Source organism: Kutzneria chonburiensis, assembly GCF_028622115.1.
GTDB lineage: Bacteria > Actinomycetota > Actinomycetes > Mycobacteriales > Pseudonocardiaceae > Kutzneria > Kutzneria chonburiensis.
Window position 1 is genome coordinate 5,117,641 of record NZ_CP097263.1, and the last position, 14,842, is coordinate 5,132,482.

At 69.8% G+C, this 14,842-nt stretch carries 15 protein-coding genes; 9 read left to right on the forward strand and 6 right to left on the reverse strand.

Annotation, left to right across the window (positions count from 1 at the left end; genetic code table 11):
- Positions 1–31 precede the first annotated feature (31 nt).
- Complete coding sequence (locus M3Q35_RS22995) at positions 32–532, forward strand: Uma2 family endonuclease (RefSeq protein WP_273944086.1); 501 nt, start codon at positions 32–34, stop codon at positions 530–532.
- Here the strand turns inward: M3Q35_RS22995 and M3Q35_RS23000 are convergent.
- Positions 495–740, reverse strand: a complete 246-nt coding sequence (locus tag M3Q35_RS23000) for a hypothetical protein (RefSeq protein WP_273944087.1) — start codon at positions 738–740, stop codon at positions 495–497. The genes M3Q35_RS22995 and M3Q35_RS23000 overlap by 38 nt on opposite strands.
- A 210-nt stretch (positions 741–950) precedes the next feature.
- On the opposite strand from M3Q35_RS23000, the gene M3Q35_RS23005 reads away from it, so the two are divergent.
- Entirely contained in the window at positions 951–3,893 is a 2,943-nt protein-coding gene (locus M3Q35_RS23005; protein ID WP_273944088.1) for a S53 family peptidase, read from the forward strand.
- A 47-nt stretch (positions 3,894–3,940) separates the two neighbouring features.
- Here M3Q35_RS23005 and M3Q35_RS23010 read toward each other — a convergent pair whose 3' ends face one another.
- The gene (locus M3Q35_RS23010; protein ID WP_273944090.1) at positions 3,941–4,381 is read right to left on the reverse strand and encodes a L,D-transpeptidase; all 441 of its coding nucleotides are present in this window, start codon (positions 4,379–4,381) and stop codon (positions 3,941–3,943) included.
- Positions 4,382–4,722: 341 nt separating this feature from the next.
- Between M3Q35_RS23010 and M3Q35_RS23015 the strand changes: the two genes are divergently transcribed.
- Complete coding sequence (locus tag M3Q35_RS23015; protein WP_273944091.1) at positions 4,723–5,016, forward strand: hypothetical protein; 294 nt, start codon at positions 4,723–4,725, stop codon at positions 5,014–5,016.
- 73 nt (positions 5,017–5,089) lie between these two features.
- On the opposite strand, the gene M3Q35_RS23020 is transcribed toward M3Q35_RS23015, so the two are convergent.
- Positions 5,090–5,512 carry a DUF4383 domain-containing protein gene (locus M3Q35_RS23020; RefSeq protein ID WP_273944092.1) on the reverse strand — a complete coding sequence of 141 codons (423 nt, stop codon included), beginning with the start codon at positions 5,510–5,512 and terminating at the stop codon, positions 5,090–5,092.
- Positions 5,513–5,646: 134 nt separating this feature from the next.
- Between M3Q35_RS23020 and M3Q35_RS23025 the strand changes: the two genes are divergently transcribed.
- The 6 genes from M3Q35_RS23025 to M3Q35_RS23050 all read left to right on the forward strand — a co-directional run bounded on the left by M3Q35_RS23025 (position 5,647) and on the right by M3Q35_RS23050 (position 9,899).
- A complete protein-coding gene (locus tag M3Q35_RS23025) occupies positions 5,647–6,549 on the forward strand; it encodes an ABC transporter ATP-binding protein (protein ID WP_273944093.1) in 903 nt (300 codons plus the stop codon).
- On the forward strand, positions 6,549–7,265 hold the full coding sequence (locus tag M3Q35_RS23030; protein WP_273944095.1) for an ABC transporter permease: 717 nt from the start codon (positions 6,549–6,551) through the stop codon (positions 7,263–7,265). Before M3Q35_RS23025 ends, M3Q35_RS23030 begins: the two co-directional genes overlap by 1 nt.
- 6 nt (positions 7,266–7,271) lie before the next feature.
- Entirely contained in the window at positions 7,272–8,387 is a 1,116-nt protein-coding gene (locus M3Q35_RS23035; protein WP_273944097.1) for a sensor histidine kinase, read from the forward strand.
- Positions 8,384–9,013: a response regulator gene (locus M3Q35_RS23040; RefSeq protein ID WP_273944098.1), complete on the forward strand. Its 630-nt coding sequence runs from the start codon at positions 8,384–8,386 to the stop codon at positions 9,011–9,013. The genes M3Q35_RS23035 and M3Q35_RS23040 overlap by 4 nt, the downstream gene beginning before the upstream one ends.
- A 64-nt stretch (positions 9,014–9,077) precedes the next feature.
- On the forward strand, positions 9,078–9,479 hold the full coding sequence (locus M3Q35_RS23045; protein ID WP_273944100.1) for a hypothetical protein: 402 nt from the start codon (positions 9,078–9,080) through the stop codon (positions 9,477–9,479).
- 45 nt (positions 9,480–9,524) lie between these two features.
- Positions 9,525–9,899, forward strand: a complete 375-nt coding sequence (locus M3Q35_RS23050; protein WP_273944101.1) for an FKBP-type peptidyl-prolyl cis-trans isomerase — start codon at positions 9,525–9,527, stop codon at positions 9,897–9,899.
- Between the two features lie 66 nt (positions 9,900–9,965).
- Here the strand turns inward: M3Q35_RS23050 and M3Q35_RS23055 are convergent, their stop codons facing one another.
- The 3 genes from M3Q35_RS23055 to M3Q35_RS49145 are packed head-to-tail and all read right to left on the reverse strand — an operon-like array spanning position 9,966 to position 14,618.
- The gene (locus M3Q35_RS23055) at positions 9,966–10,496 is read right to left on the reverse strand and encodes a hypothetical protein (protein WP_273944102.1); all 531 of its coding nucleotides are present in this window, start codon (positions 10,494–10,496) and stop codon (positions 9,966–9,968) included.
- Positions 10,497–10,527: 31 nt separating this feature from the next.
- Positions 10,528–14,037: a HAMP domain-containing protein gene (locus M3Q35_RS23060; protein ID WP_476408946.1), complete on the reverse strand. Its 3,510-nt coding sequence runs from the start codon at positions 14,035–14,037 to the stop codon at positions 10,528–10,530.
- Between the two features lie 5 nt (positions 14,038–14,042).
- Positions 14,043–14,618, reverse strand: a complete 576-nt coding sequence (locus M3Q35_RS49145) for a HAMP domain-containing protein (RefSeq protein ID WP_476408947.1) — start codon at positions 14,616–14,618, stop codon at positions 14,043–14,045.
- Positions 14,619–14,842 lie beyond the last annotated feature (224 nt).

The window sequence follows — 14,842 nt, forward strand, 5'->3', positions numbered from 1 at the left end:
TAGGCCGCTGACGCGGGCGGACCTGGAGGCGATGCCAGATGATGGGCACCGCTACGAACTCGTGGACGGGACGCTCGTCATGAGCCCGTCGCCCCGTCCACTGCACCAGCGCATCGTCGCGCGGCTGCTGATCGCGCTGACGATGAACTGCCCGGCGCACCTGGAGGTGCTGCCGGCCCCCGTCGATGTCGTGCTGGCCGACGACACCGTGTTCATCCCGGACGTGGTGGTCGGCCGGCGCGAGGACTTCACCCCGACGCATCTGGCCGGCGTGCCCGAGCTGGTGGTCGAGGTGCTGTCGCCGAGCACGCGGCTGGTCGACCTGAAACTCAAGCGGGCCAAGTACCAGGAGGCCGGCTGCCCGAACTACTGGCTGGTCGATCCGGGCCTGCCGGAGCTGCGCTGCCTCGCCCTGCGCGACGGGGTGTACACCCAGATCCTGACCGCGGTCGGCGACGAGATCGTCGAGGTGACCGAGCCGTTCACCGCCCTGCTCAGTCCCGCCCAGTTGGTCGCGCCGCACGGTCGGTGACGGCCTCGTCGTCGACGCGACGCTGTTCCCGTTGCGCCGCATCGGTTTTGCGGTCGAACAGGCGGTGAAGGTGGATGATCTTGCGCGCCGGTTTCTCGGCGTCGCGCTGTGCTGGCATGGCCTCCATGATGCCAATGACGATCTTCGATTCCGGCCGGTTCGGCCCCCGGCGCGACGACCGGCGGTCGACGGTCGCCGAATGGCCCATGCCCGGTTAGGCCGGACCGATCACCCCGGTCACGTGCGTGAATTGGTCTGAACATCGGATGTCGACGCCCGGTTTGCCCGGTGTGGTGGTGACCTACGGCCACCTTCCCTTGACGCATCGACGCTGCCTCTCGTAGAAGTGAGAGCGGCTCGCCAGCGGCTTCCGCCCCGCCCGAGCGGTCATGACACCGCCCCAGGACGGAGTTCACGCGTGCGCTCTACCGGACGCCGGCTGACTGCCGGCTTCGCCGTCGCCCCATTGGTTCTCGCGGCCGCCGCCGTGATCACACCGGCCGCGCAGGCCGCGACGCCGTCGGTTCGGCCGGGCGTCTACGCCCTGCCCACCGGTGATCACGTGCGGATTCACGGCGGCCGCGCCGACTTCCTACCCGCGCCGGGCCACGGCGCGGCCGCGATCACGACGTGGCTGGACGGCCGGCCGACGGTCGTGCCGGCGGCCGCGCTCAAGCACCTCAGCTCGTTGGACGCCTTCGAGATCGGCGGCACTGCGCCGGCCGCTCATCCGAACTACGTGATGGCCCCGCTGCACATCACCGCCACCGATCACGAGGGCAAGCCGGTGCAGGCGGCCGAGGTCGTCGTGATCAACACCGACGACCCGGGCCGGGCCACCTGGGACGGCATCATGCTGACCGGCGACTCGCGGATCGCCGTGCCGGCCGGGCACTACAGCGTCGCCGTCGCCGCGTTCGAGACCGACGCGCAGGACAACCCGACCGAGACGGAACTGCTGACCGCCACCGACGTCACCGTGCCGACGGCCGGCAGCACGGTGGCCATCGACGGCCGCAAGGCGTCCCCGGTGTCGTTCACGACGCCGCTGCCCAGCGTGGACGGCGCGACCGTCGTCGGCTGGAGCCGTGGCGTCGGAAACAAGCTGGCCACCCTGGACATCGGGGCGCTGGCCGGCACCCGCTTCTACGTCGGCCAGGCGGCCAAGGCGCAGTACGGCACGCTCCAGTACTCGGTTGCCGGCCGCCGCAACTCCCCCGTCGGCACCGTTGCGCCGTACACCTACGCGTTAGCCACGCCGAAGACGGATTCCATTGGCGCGAACCAGACCTACGCGGTGAAGGCGTCATCGCTGGCCACGATCGACAACACCTACGTGACCGATCAGCCCAGCCAGCGCGCCATCATGTTCGACGACTTCGCGCTGCACTCCCAGGGGCCCGGCAACCCGGCGCTGCCCGTCGTCCCGTACCTCGACGTGACGGCCCCCGCTGCCGACCGGCACTACGTGTCCACGGACCCGTCCTTCGACTACGAGGGCACGTTCAACCCCAACGGCAGCCCGTTCACCAACCTTGACCGCATACTGCCGCTCAAGGGCGGCCAGCACACGGCGCTGACCTGGCGGGGCGGCGTGATCACGCCGTCACCGTCGACTGTGGACGGTCCGTGCTTCCTGTGCCGTGACGGCGACACCCTGCACGGCGTCGGCGTGATGGACACCGACTTCGCCGGCAACATCGGGCAGTGGAGCGACGGCCCGACCACGCTGGCCGAGGACGGCAAGCAGATCTACAGCGGCGGCACCGAGGGCTACCAGTTCGACCAGAAGCTGGCCGCCGGCAAGCACCACTACCTCTACAAGATCGACGCCACGCACGACACCAACACCACCGCGCTGTCCACGCACACTCAGATCGCCTGGGGCTTCGACTCCACGACGTCGAACGGTCCGGTGCCGATCCTGTACGCCGGCGCGGGTTTCAACCAGGACAGCCACGACAACATCGCGCCCGGCAAGGCGACCGTGTCGCTGGCGTTCCACCACCAGACCGGCGCGGCCGACCCGGACGTCAGCGCCGCGACGGCCGATATCTCCTTTGATGACGGCAAAACATGGCAGCCGACGACCGTCACGCTCAAGGACGGCCATCACGCGACCGGCGCCTTCACCGTGCCGGCCGGCAAGCCCGGCTACCTGGCGCTGCGTTTCCACGCCGTTGACAAGTCCGGCAGCACGCTGGACGAGACCGTGCACAATGCCGCCCTGGTCAACGCCCCGAACGGCATCGCCACTGCACCGTCCAATGAGGACGCACAGCCGACTGTCGACGCGCATCCGGTGTGCGCCAAGGCCGTGAGCGGCCACGCCCGGTGCCTCGCGCTGTCGGCCACGGCCAAGTGGCAGCCGAGCGCGGCCAAGCTGCCGGACGGCCTGGCGCCGGCCGACATCAAGTCCGCGTACAGCATTCCGTCCGATGCCAAGGGCGGCACCGTCGCGATCGTGGACGCCAACGGCGATGCCACCGCCGAGCAGGATCTGGCCGTCTACCGCAAGACGTTCGGCCTGCCGGCGTGCACCACGGCCAATGGCTGCCTGACCATCCTCAACCAGGACGGCAAGACCGCGCCACTGCCGCCGGTCAACCCGGACGACGACTGGACCGACGAGATCTCGCTCGACCTGGACATGGTCAGCGCGGTCTGCCCGGCGTGCCGCATCGTGCTGGTCGAGTCGAACAGCTCCAGCACCGCCGATCTGTCGAAGGCCGAGACGGCCGCCACCGGCTCCGGCGCGGTGGCCGTGTCGAACAGCTTCGGCGGCGACGAGAACACCGAGTCCATGGCCCACGCCAAGGACTTCACCAAGCCCGGGGTGGCGATCACCGCGTCCAGCGGCGACGCCGGCTTCCTCGAGGCCAGCTGGCCGGCCTCGCTGAGCACGGTGATCGCGGTCGGCGGCACCACGCTGACCAAGGACAGCAGCGCCCGCGGCTGGACCGAGTCGGCGTGGAAGAAGGCCGGCTCGGGCTGTTCCGGTTACGTGACCAAGCCTTCGTGGCAGACCGACAAGAACTGTCCCAACCGGACGATCGCCGACATCTCCGCGGTCGCCGACCCGGCGACCGGTCCGGCCGTGTACTCGGCCGGCGACTGGTTCGTGGTCGGCGGCACCAGCGCGTCGTCGCCGATCATCGCGGCCATGATCGCACTGGCCGGCAACTCGGCCAAGCTGGGCAACGCCAAGTACATCTACCAGCACACGAGCGCGCTGCACGACGTCACGACGGGCAGCAACAAGCAGCACTGGGACTGCGGCGGCGACTACCTGTGCACCGCCGGCAAGGGCTACGACGGCCCGACCGGCCTCGGCACACCCAACGGACTCGGTGCCCTGTAACGAAAAACGCGGGTGACGCCGGTTCGGCGTCACCCGCGTTCTTGTCGTTATCGGACCACCTGGACCACGTCGCCCGGCTTCAGGCTGGTGTAGAACGTGGCAGCCGCGGCGTGCGCGAGGTGCACGCAGCCGTGCGAGGGGTCGGTCAGGCTGCCCTCGTGGAACGCGTCACCGCCGTTGAAGAACACCGAGTACGGCATCGGCGCGTTGTTGAAGATGGTGCTGCGGTGGTGCAGATCCTTGAACGTCACGCGGAATGTCCCCGGATCCGTCGGCGCACTCGCCATGCCGGGCATCGCCGGCACCGGTCCGTAGGTCACGACTCCGCCGCGCATCAGCCACGCCTGGTGCGTCGACAGGTCGACGCAGGCCCGCGCGGCCGCGGAACACGGGCTCGACGGCGCGGCCTGTGCCGGCGTCGCCAAAGCCCAGACGGCACACCCAGCGGCGATCGCCGCCCCGGCAGCCAATTTCACTGTGCTGGTCATCAGTCATCGCCTCCGTCCTCGATGGAGGGCGTACCCGTGATCAGCGGAGGCAAACCACAAAACTCCGATCCACCAAGGCAAGCACGGCGGCATGGGCGCGCACCCCCGACTCTGTGCGCGTCCACACCGCCGTGCTCTTCCCTGTTCCTCTTCCCGCACCCGCAACCAGTGTTCCCACCGCATCACGTCGTCAAACCAGAAAAATTTCCGAGCGCGGTCAAGTGCTTTGACCACCAGGGTTCAGAGGTCCACAAAGGACACTCACGGCCGACGGCCTGCGACGACGGTGAGACCGGGCTAGCGTGGCCACTTCAACGCGAACGACGTCGAACGGAGAACACATGCTCACGCTCACGCCGACCGCTGTTGCGGTCGTGCGCGATCTGACCAGCGACGACGGCGTGCCCGACGGCACCGGCCTGCGGATCGCCAACCAAGACGGCCGACTCGCGCTCGCACTGGCGCCCCAGCCGGACGAGGCGGACCGGGTGATCGCGGGCGACGGGGCGCGGCTGTTCCTCGACGATGCCGCGGCGACCTACCTTGACGACAAGATCCTGGACGCCAACGTGGACGACCAGGGCAACCCGACTTTCACGCTGGCCACGCAGCAGCCGCCGACCGCGGCGGTGTGACCCGCTGAACGTGGAAACGCCACGTGCGCGGCCAACGAGAGCCGCCGCACGTGGCGTTTCCACAGGTCGGAAATCAGTGCCGGTCGGAGCCCATGAACGGGGCGGCCACCAGCAGCGCGCAGACGGCGCTGACGGTCAGCACCACCAGGTGCAGGATGTGGTCGGCCAGGTTCAGGCCGAGCGAGTCCGGCACGGCGACGCCGTAGGCGAAGAAGCCGGAGAACACCGCGAACTGGAGCATCGCCCACGGCGCGGTCAGCCGGCGCACGAACGACGACAGCGCGCCGATCACACCGAAGATCACCAGCAGCAGGCTGTGCAGGGGGCTCAGCGCCAGGCCGATGACGTGCGCGGTCGGCGTGACATCGCCGAGCGAGCCGCCGCCCCCGGAAACCAGCCCTACGACGCCGATGACGGCGACGAGCACGCCCACCACCGCGAAGATCAGTCGCGGCACGCGCGAGTGGTCGACCATCTCCTCCGCCTTTCGGGACACCTGTGGATCTCAGGCGGGATCCTCGCACAGTCGGCTCGGCCGCTCGTGCCGACCCCGCCATCCACCGATCGGTTGACCCCGGGCTGATCGCCCGGTCGATGCCGGCGAAGTGCCTGGACGGCGACGCTGGGGCCATGGCGGTCATCGAGGTGGAGCACCTCCACAAACGTTATCGGGATCACGTCGCCGTGCACGACGTGTCGTTCACCGTCGAACGAGGCGAGATCTTCGGCGTGCTCGGCCCGAACGGGGCCGGCAAGACCACGACGGTGGAATGCGTCGAGGGCCTGCGGACGCCGGACGCCGGCGCCGTACGGGTCCTCGGTTTGGACCCGCGCCGCGACCACGACACCCTGCGCACCCGCATCGGCGTGCAGTTCCAGGAGAGCCAGCTGCCCGAGAAGATGCGCGTTCGGGAAGCGCTGCGGCTCTACAGCTCCTTCTACGCCGACCCGATGGACTGGCGGACACTGCTGGACGACTGGGGCCTGGCCGACAAGGCGAACACGCCGTTCGGCAAGCTGTCCGGCGGCCAGAAGCAGCGCCTGTTCATCGCGCTGGCGCTGGTCGGCAAGCCCGAGATCGCGGTGCTGGACGAGCTGACCACCGGACTGGATCCGCAGGCCCGCCGGGACACCTGGGGCCTGGTCGAGGACATCCGCGGCCGGGGAGTCACCGTGTTGCTCGTCACGCATTTCATGGCCGAGGCCGAGCGGCTGTGCGACCGGATCGCGGTGATCGACCGCGGCCGCGTTGTCGCCCTGGACACGCCGGCCGGGCTGGTCTCCAAGGTGGCCGCCGAGCAGCGCATCCGATTCCGGCCGAGCGTGCCCGTGCCGGACGGTCTGCTCACCGATCTGCCGGAAGTCACGTCGATGCGTCAGGTCGGCCCGCAGCTGGAGATCACCGGCACCGGCGACCTGTTGCAGGCGGTCACGTCCGTGCTGGCCCGGCACCGAATCGTCGCCGCCGACCTGCGGGTCGAGCAGGCCAGTCTGGACGACGCCTTCGTGGCGCTGACCGGAAAGGACGCATGATGAGCGCCCAGCTTCGTATCGCCGGCTCGGAACTGCGCCTGTACCTGCGGGAGCCCGCGGCGGTCGCGGCCACGCTCGGCCTGCCGCTGCTGATCATGGTCTCGTTCGGACTGATCATCACCCCGGACGGCGACCCGATCTTCACCTACTTCCCCGGCCTGGCCGTCTCGTTCTCGCTGGCCATCCTGTCGTTGAACCTGCTGCCGACGATCCTGGCCGGCTACCGGGAGAAGGGCATCCTGCGCCGCCTCTACACCACGCCGGTGCACCCGTCGAAGGTCCTGATCGGACAGCTGCTGGTCAGCTGTGCCGTGGCGGCGGCGATGGCGGTCGTGGTGGTGGTCGCGGGCGCGATCATCGGCTTCCCGCTGCCGGCTCAGCCGTTGGGTTTCGTGCTGGCGTTCGTGCTCGGCGCGCTGGCCCTGTTCGCGGTCGGCCTGCTGGTGGCGGCGATCGCGCCGACGGCCCGGATGGCCACGGCCATCGGCATGCTGCTGTTCTTCGTCAACATGTTCACCGGCGGCGTGTTCACGCCGCGCGAGGCGCTGCCCGGATTCCTGACCCGTATCGGCGACTTCATGCCGCTGGGCGCGACCATGCAGGCGGTGCGCGACGCCTGGGACGGTCACTTCCCGCAGCTGCTGCACCTGGGCGTGCTGGCTACCATCACGGTGGTGTTCGGGCTGGCCGCGGCCCGGCTGTTCCGCTGGGAGTAGCGCGCCATGACCGACAAGGACCGGCACATCTTCTGGGTGAGCGGCTACGGGCTGCTGATCCTGTCCACCGTGCTGGCGCTGACGGTCCCGGTCGAGGGCCAGCCGCCTTGGGTGGTGCTGGCATTGGCCGGGGCCACGGCGATCGCCCTGGCCTTCGCCCGGCAAGGTGTGGCCCGGTGGCCGGTCCCGTACTACGTGCTGATGATCGCGTTGATCGTCGCGATGCAGTGGGCCAGTTCGCTGCTCGCGGTGTTCGGGGCGATCGGCTACGGCCTGGCCTTTGCGTTGCTGCCGCCCCGGTGGATCGCGGTCGGCGTGGCGGCCCAGACCACGCTCAGCGTGGTCGTGCAGGGGCCGGACGCGCAGCCGTGGACGGTGCTGACCAGCGTGGTCGTGCCGATGGTGTACGCCGGTTTCATGGTCGGCCGGCAGATGGAGAAGTACCGCCGGACCAGCGAGGAGCTGACCGCCGCGTTGGCCGAGAACACCGGCCTGCACGAGCAGCTCCTGGTGCAGGCGCGGGAGGCCGGTGTGCTGGACGAGCGGCAGCGGATGGCCCGCGAGATCCACGACACGCTGGCCCAGGGCCTGGCCGGCATCATCACGCAGTTGCAGGCGGCCGAGCAGACCCGGGATCCGTCCCATGTGGAGCGGGCCACCCGGCTGGCTCGGGAGAGCCTCACCCAGGCCCGCCGGTCGGTGCAGGCGCTGCGGCCGGAACCGTTGGAGGACAACAGATTGGTCGACGCGGTGGCGGAACTGGCGGAGGGCTGGTCGCGGGACAGCGGCGTGCCGGCGACGATGTCCACGGAGGGGCAGCCGCGGCCCGTGACGCCGGATCGGGAGGTAGCACTGTTCCGGGTGGCCCAGGAAGCGTTGGCCAACGTGGCCAAGCACGCCAAGGCTTCCCGGGTCGGCGTCACCCTGTCCTATTTGGACGACCAGGTGGTGTTGGACGTCCGTGACGACGGCCGCGGGTTCAGCGGCGGGCGGGCAGGCGGCTTCGGACTAACCGTGATGCGGCAGCGGATGGACGGCGTCGGCGGCACGCTGGCCGTCGAATCGGAGCCCGGTGCCGGCACCGCGATCTCGGCGAGCGTGCCCAGTGAGTGTGCGCGGTGAGTGACGCGATCCGGCTGCTCATCGTCGACGATCACCCGGTCGTGCGGAACGGGCTGCACGGCATGTTCGCCGGCGACCCCGAGTTCGACGTGGTCGGCGAGGCCGCCGACGGCGCCGAGGCCGTGGCCTACGCCCAGGCGCTCGACCCCGACGTGGTGCTGATGGACCTGCGCATGCCCGGTATGGACGGCGTAGCAGCGATACGAAAGCTAGCAACGCTAGCGATCAGGGCGAAGGTGCTGGTTCTGACCACGTACGACACCGACAGCGACGTGCTGCCGGCCATCGAGGCCGGCGCCACCGGCTACCTGCTCAAGGACACACCACGAGCGGAGCTCCTCCGCGCCGTCCGGGCCGCCGCCCGCGGCGAGGCGGTGCTGTCTCCCACCGTGGCGACCAAGCTGCTCGGCCAGGTCCGCGCCCCGGCCAAGGACGACCTCAGCAAGCGGGAGCTGGAAGTCCTAGCACTGATAGCGAAGGGCGCGACCAACCGCGAGGCCGCGGCGAAGCTGTTCATCAGCGAGGCCACGGTCAAGACCCACCTGCTCCACCTCTACGCCAAGCTCGGCGTCTCGGACCGGGCCGCCGCCGTGGCAACGGCCTTCGAACGGGGGCTGCTGCGCTGACCCCTTGTCGCGCTGAGTGACCGCCCTCTCGCCGGGCGTATAGTCGCGAGCAGGGGAGGGCGCCATGCCTACGTTGGTCTTCATGCTCACCATCGCCACCGTCGTCCTCTGGGGCGGGGCGGCGATCCGGGTCTGGCTGAAGCTGCCGCCGCCCAAGCAGCCGCTGGCCGTGGTCTATCTCGCCGTGCCGGTCGCCGGCCTGGCCTTCGTGGCCTTCGGCGGGGCCGTTGGCGACCTGGTGATGGGGCTGGCCACGATCATGGGCGTGCTGTTCTGGCTGCACACCGGGTTCAAGCCGGAGCAGGCCATGGAGTGGCCCGAGGAGGAGCCCGACCGCATCACGCACCGCGGCGGCCAGCTGCTGATGCGCCGCCAGCTCAGCACCGTCGGCGCGATGGTGCTACTGATGGTGATCCTGCTCATCACGCTGCCGTGGCTGCGGGACGTGCAGTGGCTGACCCCCTGACCGATAGGGTGGGGCGAACCTGAAACACGTGAGGAGAGCTCCGCCATGGCGTTGGAAAAGCCCGTAGTAGAGCCGCATGACGGCGGCGCCCCGGCCGACCTGGTCATCGAGGACATCACCGTCGGCGATGGCCCCGAGGCCGTCGCGGGCCAGCTGGTCAACGTGCACTACGTGGGCGTGGCGCACTCCACCGGCGAGGAGTTCGACGCCTCGTGGAACCGCGGCCAGGCGTTCCAGTTCCCGCTCGGCGGCGGCCGGGTCATCCAGGGCTGGGACCGCGGCGTGGCCGGCATGAAGGTCGGCGGCCGCCGCAAGCTGGTCATCCCGCCGCACCTGGGCTACGGCGACCGCGGCGCCGGCGGCGTCATCAAGCCCGGCGAGACCCTGATCTTCGTGGTCGACCTGCTCGGCGTGAACTGACCCCAGCTTTATGCAGGGAAGGACGCCTTACCTGCGTTGAACGCAGGTAAGGCGTCCTTCCCTGCATCAGCTGGCCCACTTGGCCAGTGCGGCGAAGTCCTCGTCGCGGAGGCCGTGGCGCGGATCCACCCAGTGCAGCAGGGCCGGCCCGGCGTGGTGGTCGGCGACCCAGGCCCGGTCGGCCGGGGTGAGCTCGTCGTCGACCCAGGCGAACGGCCGCCCGGCGGCCCAGTCGACGATGTGCCGGGTCTTCCAGTGGATGCCGTCGGGATCGGCGGCGTGCTCGTGCGGCCAGTCCAGCCACGGCAGCTCGGGCAGGTGCAGCGGCGGCCCGATCCAGTCGTTGGCCTCGTCCTTCCAGGTCGTGGCCCACACCAGGTCGTAGGGCAGGGCCAGCAGCCGGGCCCCGTGGTCGACGTTGAGCCACACCCGCAGCGGCCGCACGAAGGCGGCGGGTCGCTGCGGATTGGCGGCGATCCACGATCTGGGTTTGGTCCGATACGTGCTGTAACCGAGGGGCCGCCGGTGCGGCTTGGCCATGTACGGGTTCAGCGGCCCGTCCACGTCCAGCAGCAAGACCGGCCGGCTGGCGCCCACGCCACGACCCTAGGCACCCCGCCGTCGGGTGTCACGCCTCCTGCGGCCGGTCTTCGGACTCGTCGACGTCGTAGTCCAGATATGCCCCGATCAGGTTGAGCAGCAGGTCGGTGTCGACCGGCTTGGTCACGTAGTCGTTGGCCCCGGAGGCCAGGCTCTTCTCCCGGTCGCCCTTCATCGCCTTGGCCGTCACGGCGATCACCGGCAGGTCGGCGTGCGCGGACATGTCCCGGATCGCCGCCATCGTGGCGTTGCCGTCCAGCTCGGGCATCATGATGTCCATCAGCACCAGCGCCACGTCGTCGTGCTGCTCCAGCGCCCGGATGCCGGCGATGCCGTTGTCGGCGAACACCACGTGCAGGCCGTGCAGCTCCAGCACGGTGCTCAGGGCGAACACGTTGCGCAGGTCGTCGTCGACGATGAGCACCTTCTCGCCGTGGAACCGCGGCGCGGTCGACGACAGCGCCGTGACCATCGGGATCGGGTCGTCGAACAGCACCGACTCCTCGAGCTCGTCCACCTCGGGCAGGTCCGGCGCGGCGGCCAACAGCGCCGGCGGCGGCGCCACCGGCAGGCACAGCACGAAGGCGCTGCCCTGGCCCGGCGTGCTGCGCACCTGGAGCTCGCCGCCGAGCAGGTGGGTGAGCTCGCGGCTGATCGACAGGCCGAGCCCGGTCCCGCCGTACTTGCGGCTGGTGGTGCCGTCGGCCTGCTGGAACGCCTCGAAGATGACGCCGAGCTTGTCGGCCGGGATGCCGATGCCGGTGTCCTCGACGGCGAACGCGATCCGGGCCGGCGCGGCCCGCAGCGTCGACCGGCGGACCTGGCTGGCCGGCATCTGCTTCATGGTCAGCCGGATGCTGCCCTCCTGGGTGAACTTCACCGCGTTGGACAGCAGGTTGCGCAGGATCTGCTGGAGCCGCTGCACGTCGGTGTGCAGCTCGTCGGGCACGTCGGTGTCGACGGCCACCGAGAAGTCCAGGCCCTTCTGCCCGGTCAGCGGCCGGCACAGCTTCTCGACGTAGTCGACGAGGTCGACCACCGACACCGTGGTCTGCTCCAGCTGGAGATGCCCGGCCTCGACCTTGGCCAGGTCGAGGATGTCGTTGATCAGCTGGAGCAGGTCGCTGCCGGCGGCGTGGATGGTGCGGGCGAACTCGACCTGCTTGTCGGACAGGTTGCCGTCCAGGTTGTCGGCCATCAGCTTGGCCAGGATGAGCAGGCTGTTCAGCGGCGTGCGCAGCTCGTGCGACATGTTGGCCATGAACTCGGACTTGTAGCGCGAGGCCAGCGCCAGCTGCTGGGCCCGCTCCTCCAGCTCCTGGCGGCCCTGCTCGATCTCGGTGTTCTTCAGCTCGATGTCGCTGTTCTGCCGGACCAGCAGCGCCGCCTTCTCGGCCAGCTCGGCGTTGGACCGCTGCATCTCCTCCTGCTGGGCCTGTAGCTGCTCGGACCGGGCCCGCAGCTCCTGGGCCAGCCGCTGCGACTCGGCCAGCAGCGCGTCGGTGCGGGAGCTGGCCTGGATGGTGTTGACGGTGACGCCGATCGTCTCCTTGAGCTGCTCGAGCAGGTCGCGGTGCACCTCGGTGAACCGGCCGACCGAGGCCAGCTCGATCACGCCGAGCACCTTGCCCTCGAACAGCACCGGCAGCACGATCACGTCGGACGGCGGCGCGGCGCCGAGGCCCGAGGTGATCTTGATGTAGCTCGGCGGGGCGGCGGCCATCCGGATCGTCTTCTTCTCCACCGCCGCCTGCCCGACCAGCGACTCACCCAGCGCGAACCGCGGCTCACGGCCGCCGGCCGGCACGCCGTAACCGGCCGCCTGGCTCAGCTCGTCGCCGTCGGACAGGAAGAACAGGCCCTGCTGCGCGGAAACCAGCGGCGCTAGCTCGCTCATCATCAGCGAGGCCAGCTCGACGACGTCCCGCTGGCCCTGCATGAGACCGGACAGCCGGGCCAGGTTGGTCTTGAGCCAGTCCTGTTCCCGGTTGGCCGTGGTGGTCTCCATCAGGATGCCGGTCATCCGGTTGATGTTGTCCTTCAGATCGGCCATCTCGCCCCGGGCCTGCACGGTGATCTGCCGGGTCAGGTCGCCGGCGGTCACCGCGGTCGCCACCGCCGCGATGGCCCGCACCTGCGTGGTCAGATTGCCGGCCAGCTCGTTGACGCTCTCGGTGAGCCGCTTCCACGCGCCGGTCACGCCGACGACCTCGGCCTGGCCGCCCAGCTGGCCTTCGGTGCCGACCTCGCGGGCAACACGGGTGACCTCGTCGGCGAAGCCGGACAGCTGGTCCACCATGGTGTTGACGGTGTTCTTCAGCTCCAGGATCTCGCCGCGCGCGTCGACGTCGATCTTCTTCGACAGGTCGCCGCGGGCGACGGCCGTTGTCACCTGGGCGATGTTGCGGACCTGGGACGTCAGGTTGTCGGCCATGAAGTTGACGTTGTCGGTCAGGTCCTTCCACGTGCCGGCGACGCCGGGCACCCGGGCCTGGCCGCCGAGCATCCCTTCCGTGCCGACCTCGCGGGCGACCCGGGTGACCTCGTCGGCGAACGCGCGCAGCGTGTCGACCATGCCGTTGATCGTCGCGGCCAGCGCCGCGACCTCGCCGGCCGCCTCGACGACGATCTTCTTGGACAGGTCGCCGTCGGCCACCGCCGTGGCCACCCGGGCGATCGAGCGCACCTGGCCGGTCAGGTTGTGGGCCATGACGTTGACGTTGTCGGTCAGGTCCTTCCACGTGCCGGCGACGCCGCGCACCGTGGCCTGGCCGCCGAGCTTGCCCTCCGTACCGACCTCTCGGGCGACACGGGTGACTTCGTCGGCGAAGGCGGACAGCTGGTCCACCATCGTGTTGATGGTGTTCTTCAGCTCCAGGATCTCGCCCCGCGCGTCGACGGTGATCTTCTGCGACAGGTCGCCCTTCGCCACCGCGGTCGTCACCTGGGCGATGGACCGCACCTGCGACGTCAGGTTGCCGGCCATGAAGTTCACCGAATCGGTGAGATCTCGCCACGTTCCGGCGACACCCGGCACCGTGGCCTGACCGCCCAGCCGCCCCTCGCCGCCGACCTCCCGGGCCACCCGGGTGACTTCCGCGGCGAAGGAGGAAAGCTGATCGACCATCGTGTTGAGGGTGTTCTTCAGCTCAAGGATCTCGCCCTTGCCGTCCACGGTGATCTTCTGCGACAGATCGCCCTTGGCCACCGCGGTCGTCACCTGGGCGATGGACCGCACCTGCGACGTCAGGTTGGCCGCCATGAAGTTCACGTTCGCGGTGAGGTCGCGCCAGATGCCCGCGACACCGGGAACCGTGGCCTGGCCGCCGAGAATGCCCTCGGTGCCGACCTCGCGCGCGACCCGCGTGACCTCGTCGGCCAGCGCGGAAAGCTGGTCCACCATGGTGTTCACGGTGTCCTTGAGGCCGAGCATCTCCCCGGAGACCTCGACGGTGATCTTCCGGCTCAGGTCGCCGTCGGCCACCGCCGTTGTCACCTGGGCGATGTCGCGCACCTGGGCGGTGAGGTTGCCCGCCATCAGGTTCACGTTGTCGGTGAGATCCTCCAGATTCCGGCTACTCCGGGCACGACGGCCTGGCCACCGAGCTTGCCCTCGGTGCCCACCTCCCGGGCTACCCGCGTCACCTGCTCGGCAAACACGGAAAGTTGCTCGAGCAGCCCGTTGACCGTCGCGCAGAGCTGAGCGGCCTCGCCGCGCAGCGGTTGTCCGTTGCGGTGCGAGGACATTCGCTGCGACAGGTCACCCTGGGCGACCGCCGCGAGCACGCGCGACAGCTCGGTCGTGGGGTGCAGCAGGTCCTCGAGCACCAGGTTCACCGACTGGCGGGCCACCGCCCAGCCGCCGGTGAACGCCTCGGTCGACAACCGCTCGCCGACCCCGCCCCGCAGCGTGGACAGCTCGCCGACCAGGTCCTGGTTGCGTTCCACGATCTCGTTGAAGACCTCGGCGACCCGGGCGGCCGTGCCGTCGCCGACCGGGGTCAGGCGTCGGCGGAAGTTGCCGTCCCGCACGTCGCGCATGGCGCTGAGCAGGCGGTCAAGGAACGCGTCTTCGCCGGCGGACTGCTTGGTCCCGACCGGCAGCGAGGTGGTGTCCATCTCGGCCTCCCTCGAATCGGCTGCCATCGAATAGCGTGTCGGTGACAGCTAGCCTGCCACGAGACCAGCCAGGGAGTGCAGGCGAGTGAGCAGCCGAGCGCGCCGGGCTAGTCTGAGAACGTCAACCGGCCAGGAGTCTGGAGGTGGCGCGGTGGTCGACCGACACTCCGCACCCGGGATTTCTGAGCCGACCAGAGCGGGCGCGACGCGATCGGGGTCGACCG

What these genes read in the sequence shown, in the direction of transcription:
- M3Q35_RS22995 (WP_273944086.1), top strand. Translation starts at nt 32, where the DNA reads ATGCCAGATGATGGGCACCGCTACGAACTCGTGGACGGGACGCTCGTC.
- M3Q35_RS23000 (WP_273944087.1), bottom strand. Translation starts at nt 740, where the DNA reads ATGGGCCATTCGGCGACCGTCGACCGCCGGTCGTCGCGCCGGGGGCCG.
- M3Q35_RS23010 (WP_273944090.1), bottom strand. Translation starts at nt 4,381, where the DNA reads ATGACCAGCACAGTGAAATTGGCTGCCGGGGCGGCGATCGCCGCTGGG.
- M3Q35_RS23015 (WP_273944091.1), top strand. Translation starts at nt 4,723, where the DNA reads ATGCTCACGCTCACGCCGACCGCTGTTGCGGTCGTGCGCGATCTGACC.
- M3Q35_RS23025 (WP_273944093.1), top strand. Translation starts at nt 5,647, where the DNA reads ATGGCGGTCATCGAGGTGGAGCACCTCCACAAACGTTATCGGGATCAC.
- M3Q35_RS23030 (WP_273944095.1), top strand. Translation starts at nt 6,549, where the DNA reads ATGAGCGCCCAGCTTCGTATCGCCGGCTCGGAACTGCGCCTGTACCTG.
- M3Q35_RS23035 (WP_273944097.1), top strand. Translation starts at nt 7,272, where the DNA reads ATGACCGACAAGGACCGGCACATCTTCTGGGTGAGCGGCTACGGGCTG.
- M3Q35_RS23045 (WP_273944100.1), top strand. Translation starts at nt 9,078, where the DNA reads ATGCCTACGTTGGTCTTCATGCTCACCATCGCCACCGTCGTCCTCTGG.
- M3Q35_RS23050 (WP_273944101.1), top strand. Translation starts at nt 9,525, where the DNA reads ATGGCGTTGGAAAAGCCCGTAGTAGAGCCGCATGACGGCGGCGCCCCG.
- M3Q35_RS23060 (WP_476408946.1), bottom strand. Translation starts at nt 14,037, where the DNA reads ATGGCGGGCAACCTCACCGCCCAGGTGCGCGACATCGCCCAGGTGACA.
- M3Q35_RS49145 (WP_476408947.1), bottom strand. Translation starts at nt 14,618, where the DNA reads ATGGACACCACCTCGCTGCCGGTCGGGACCAAGCAGTCCGCCGGCGAA.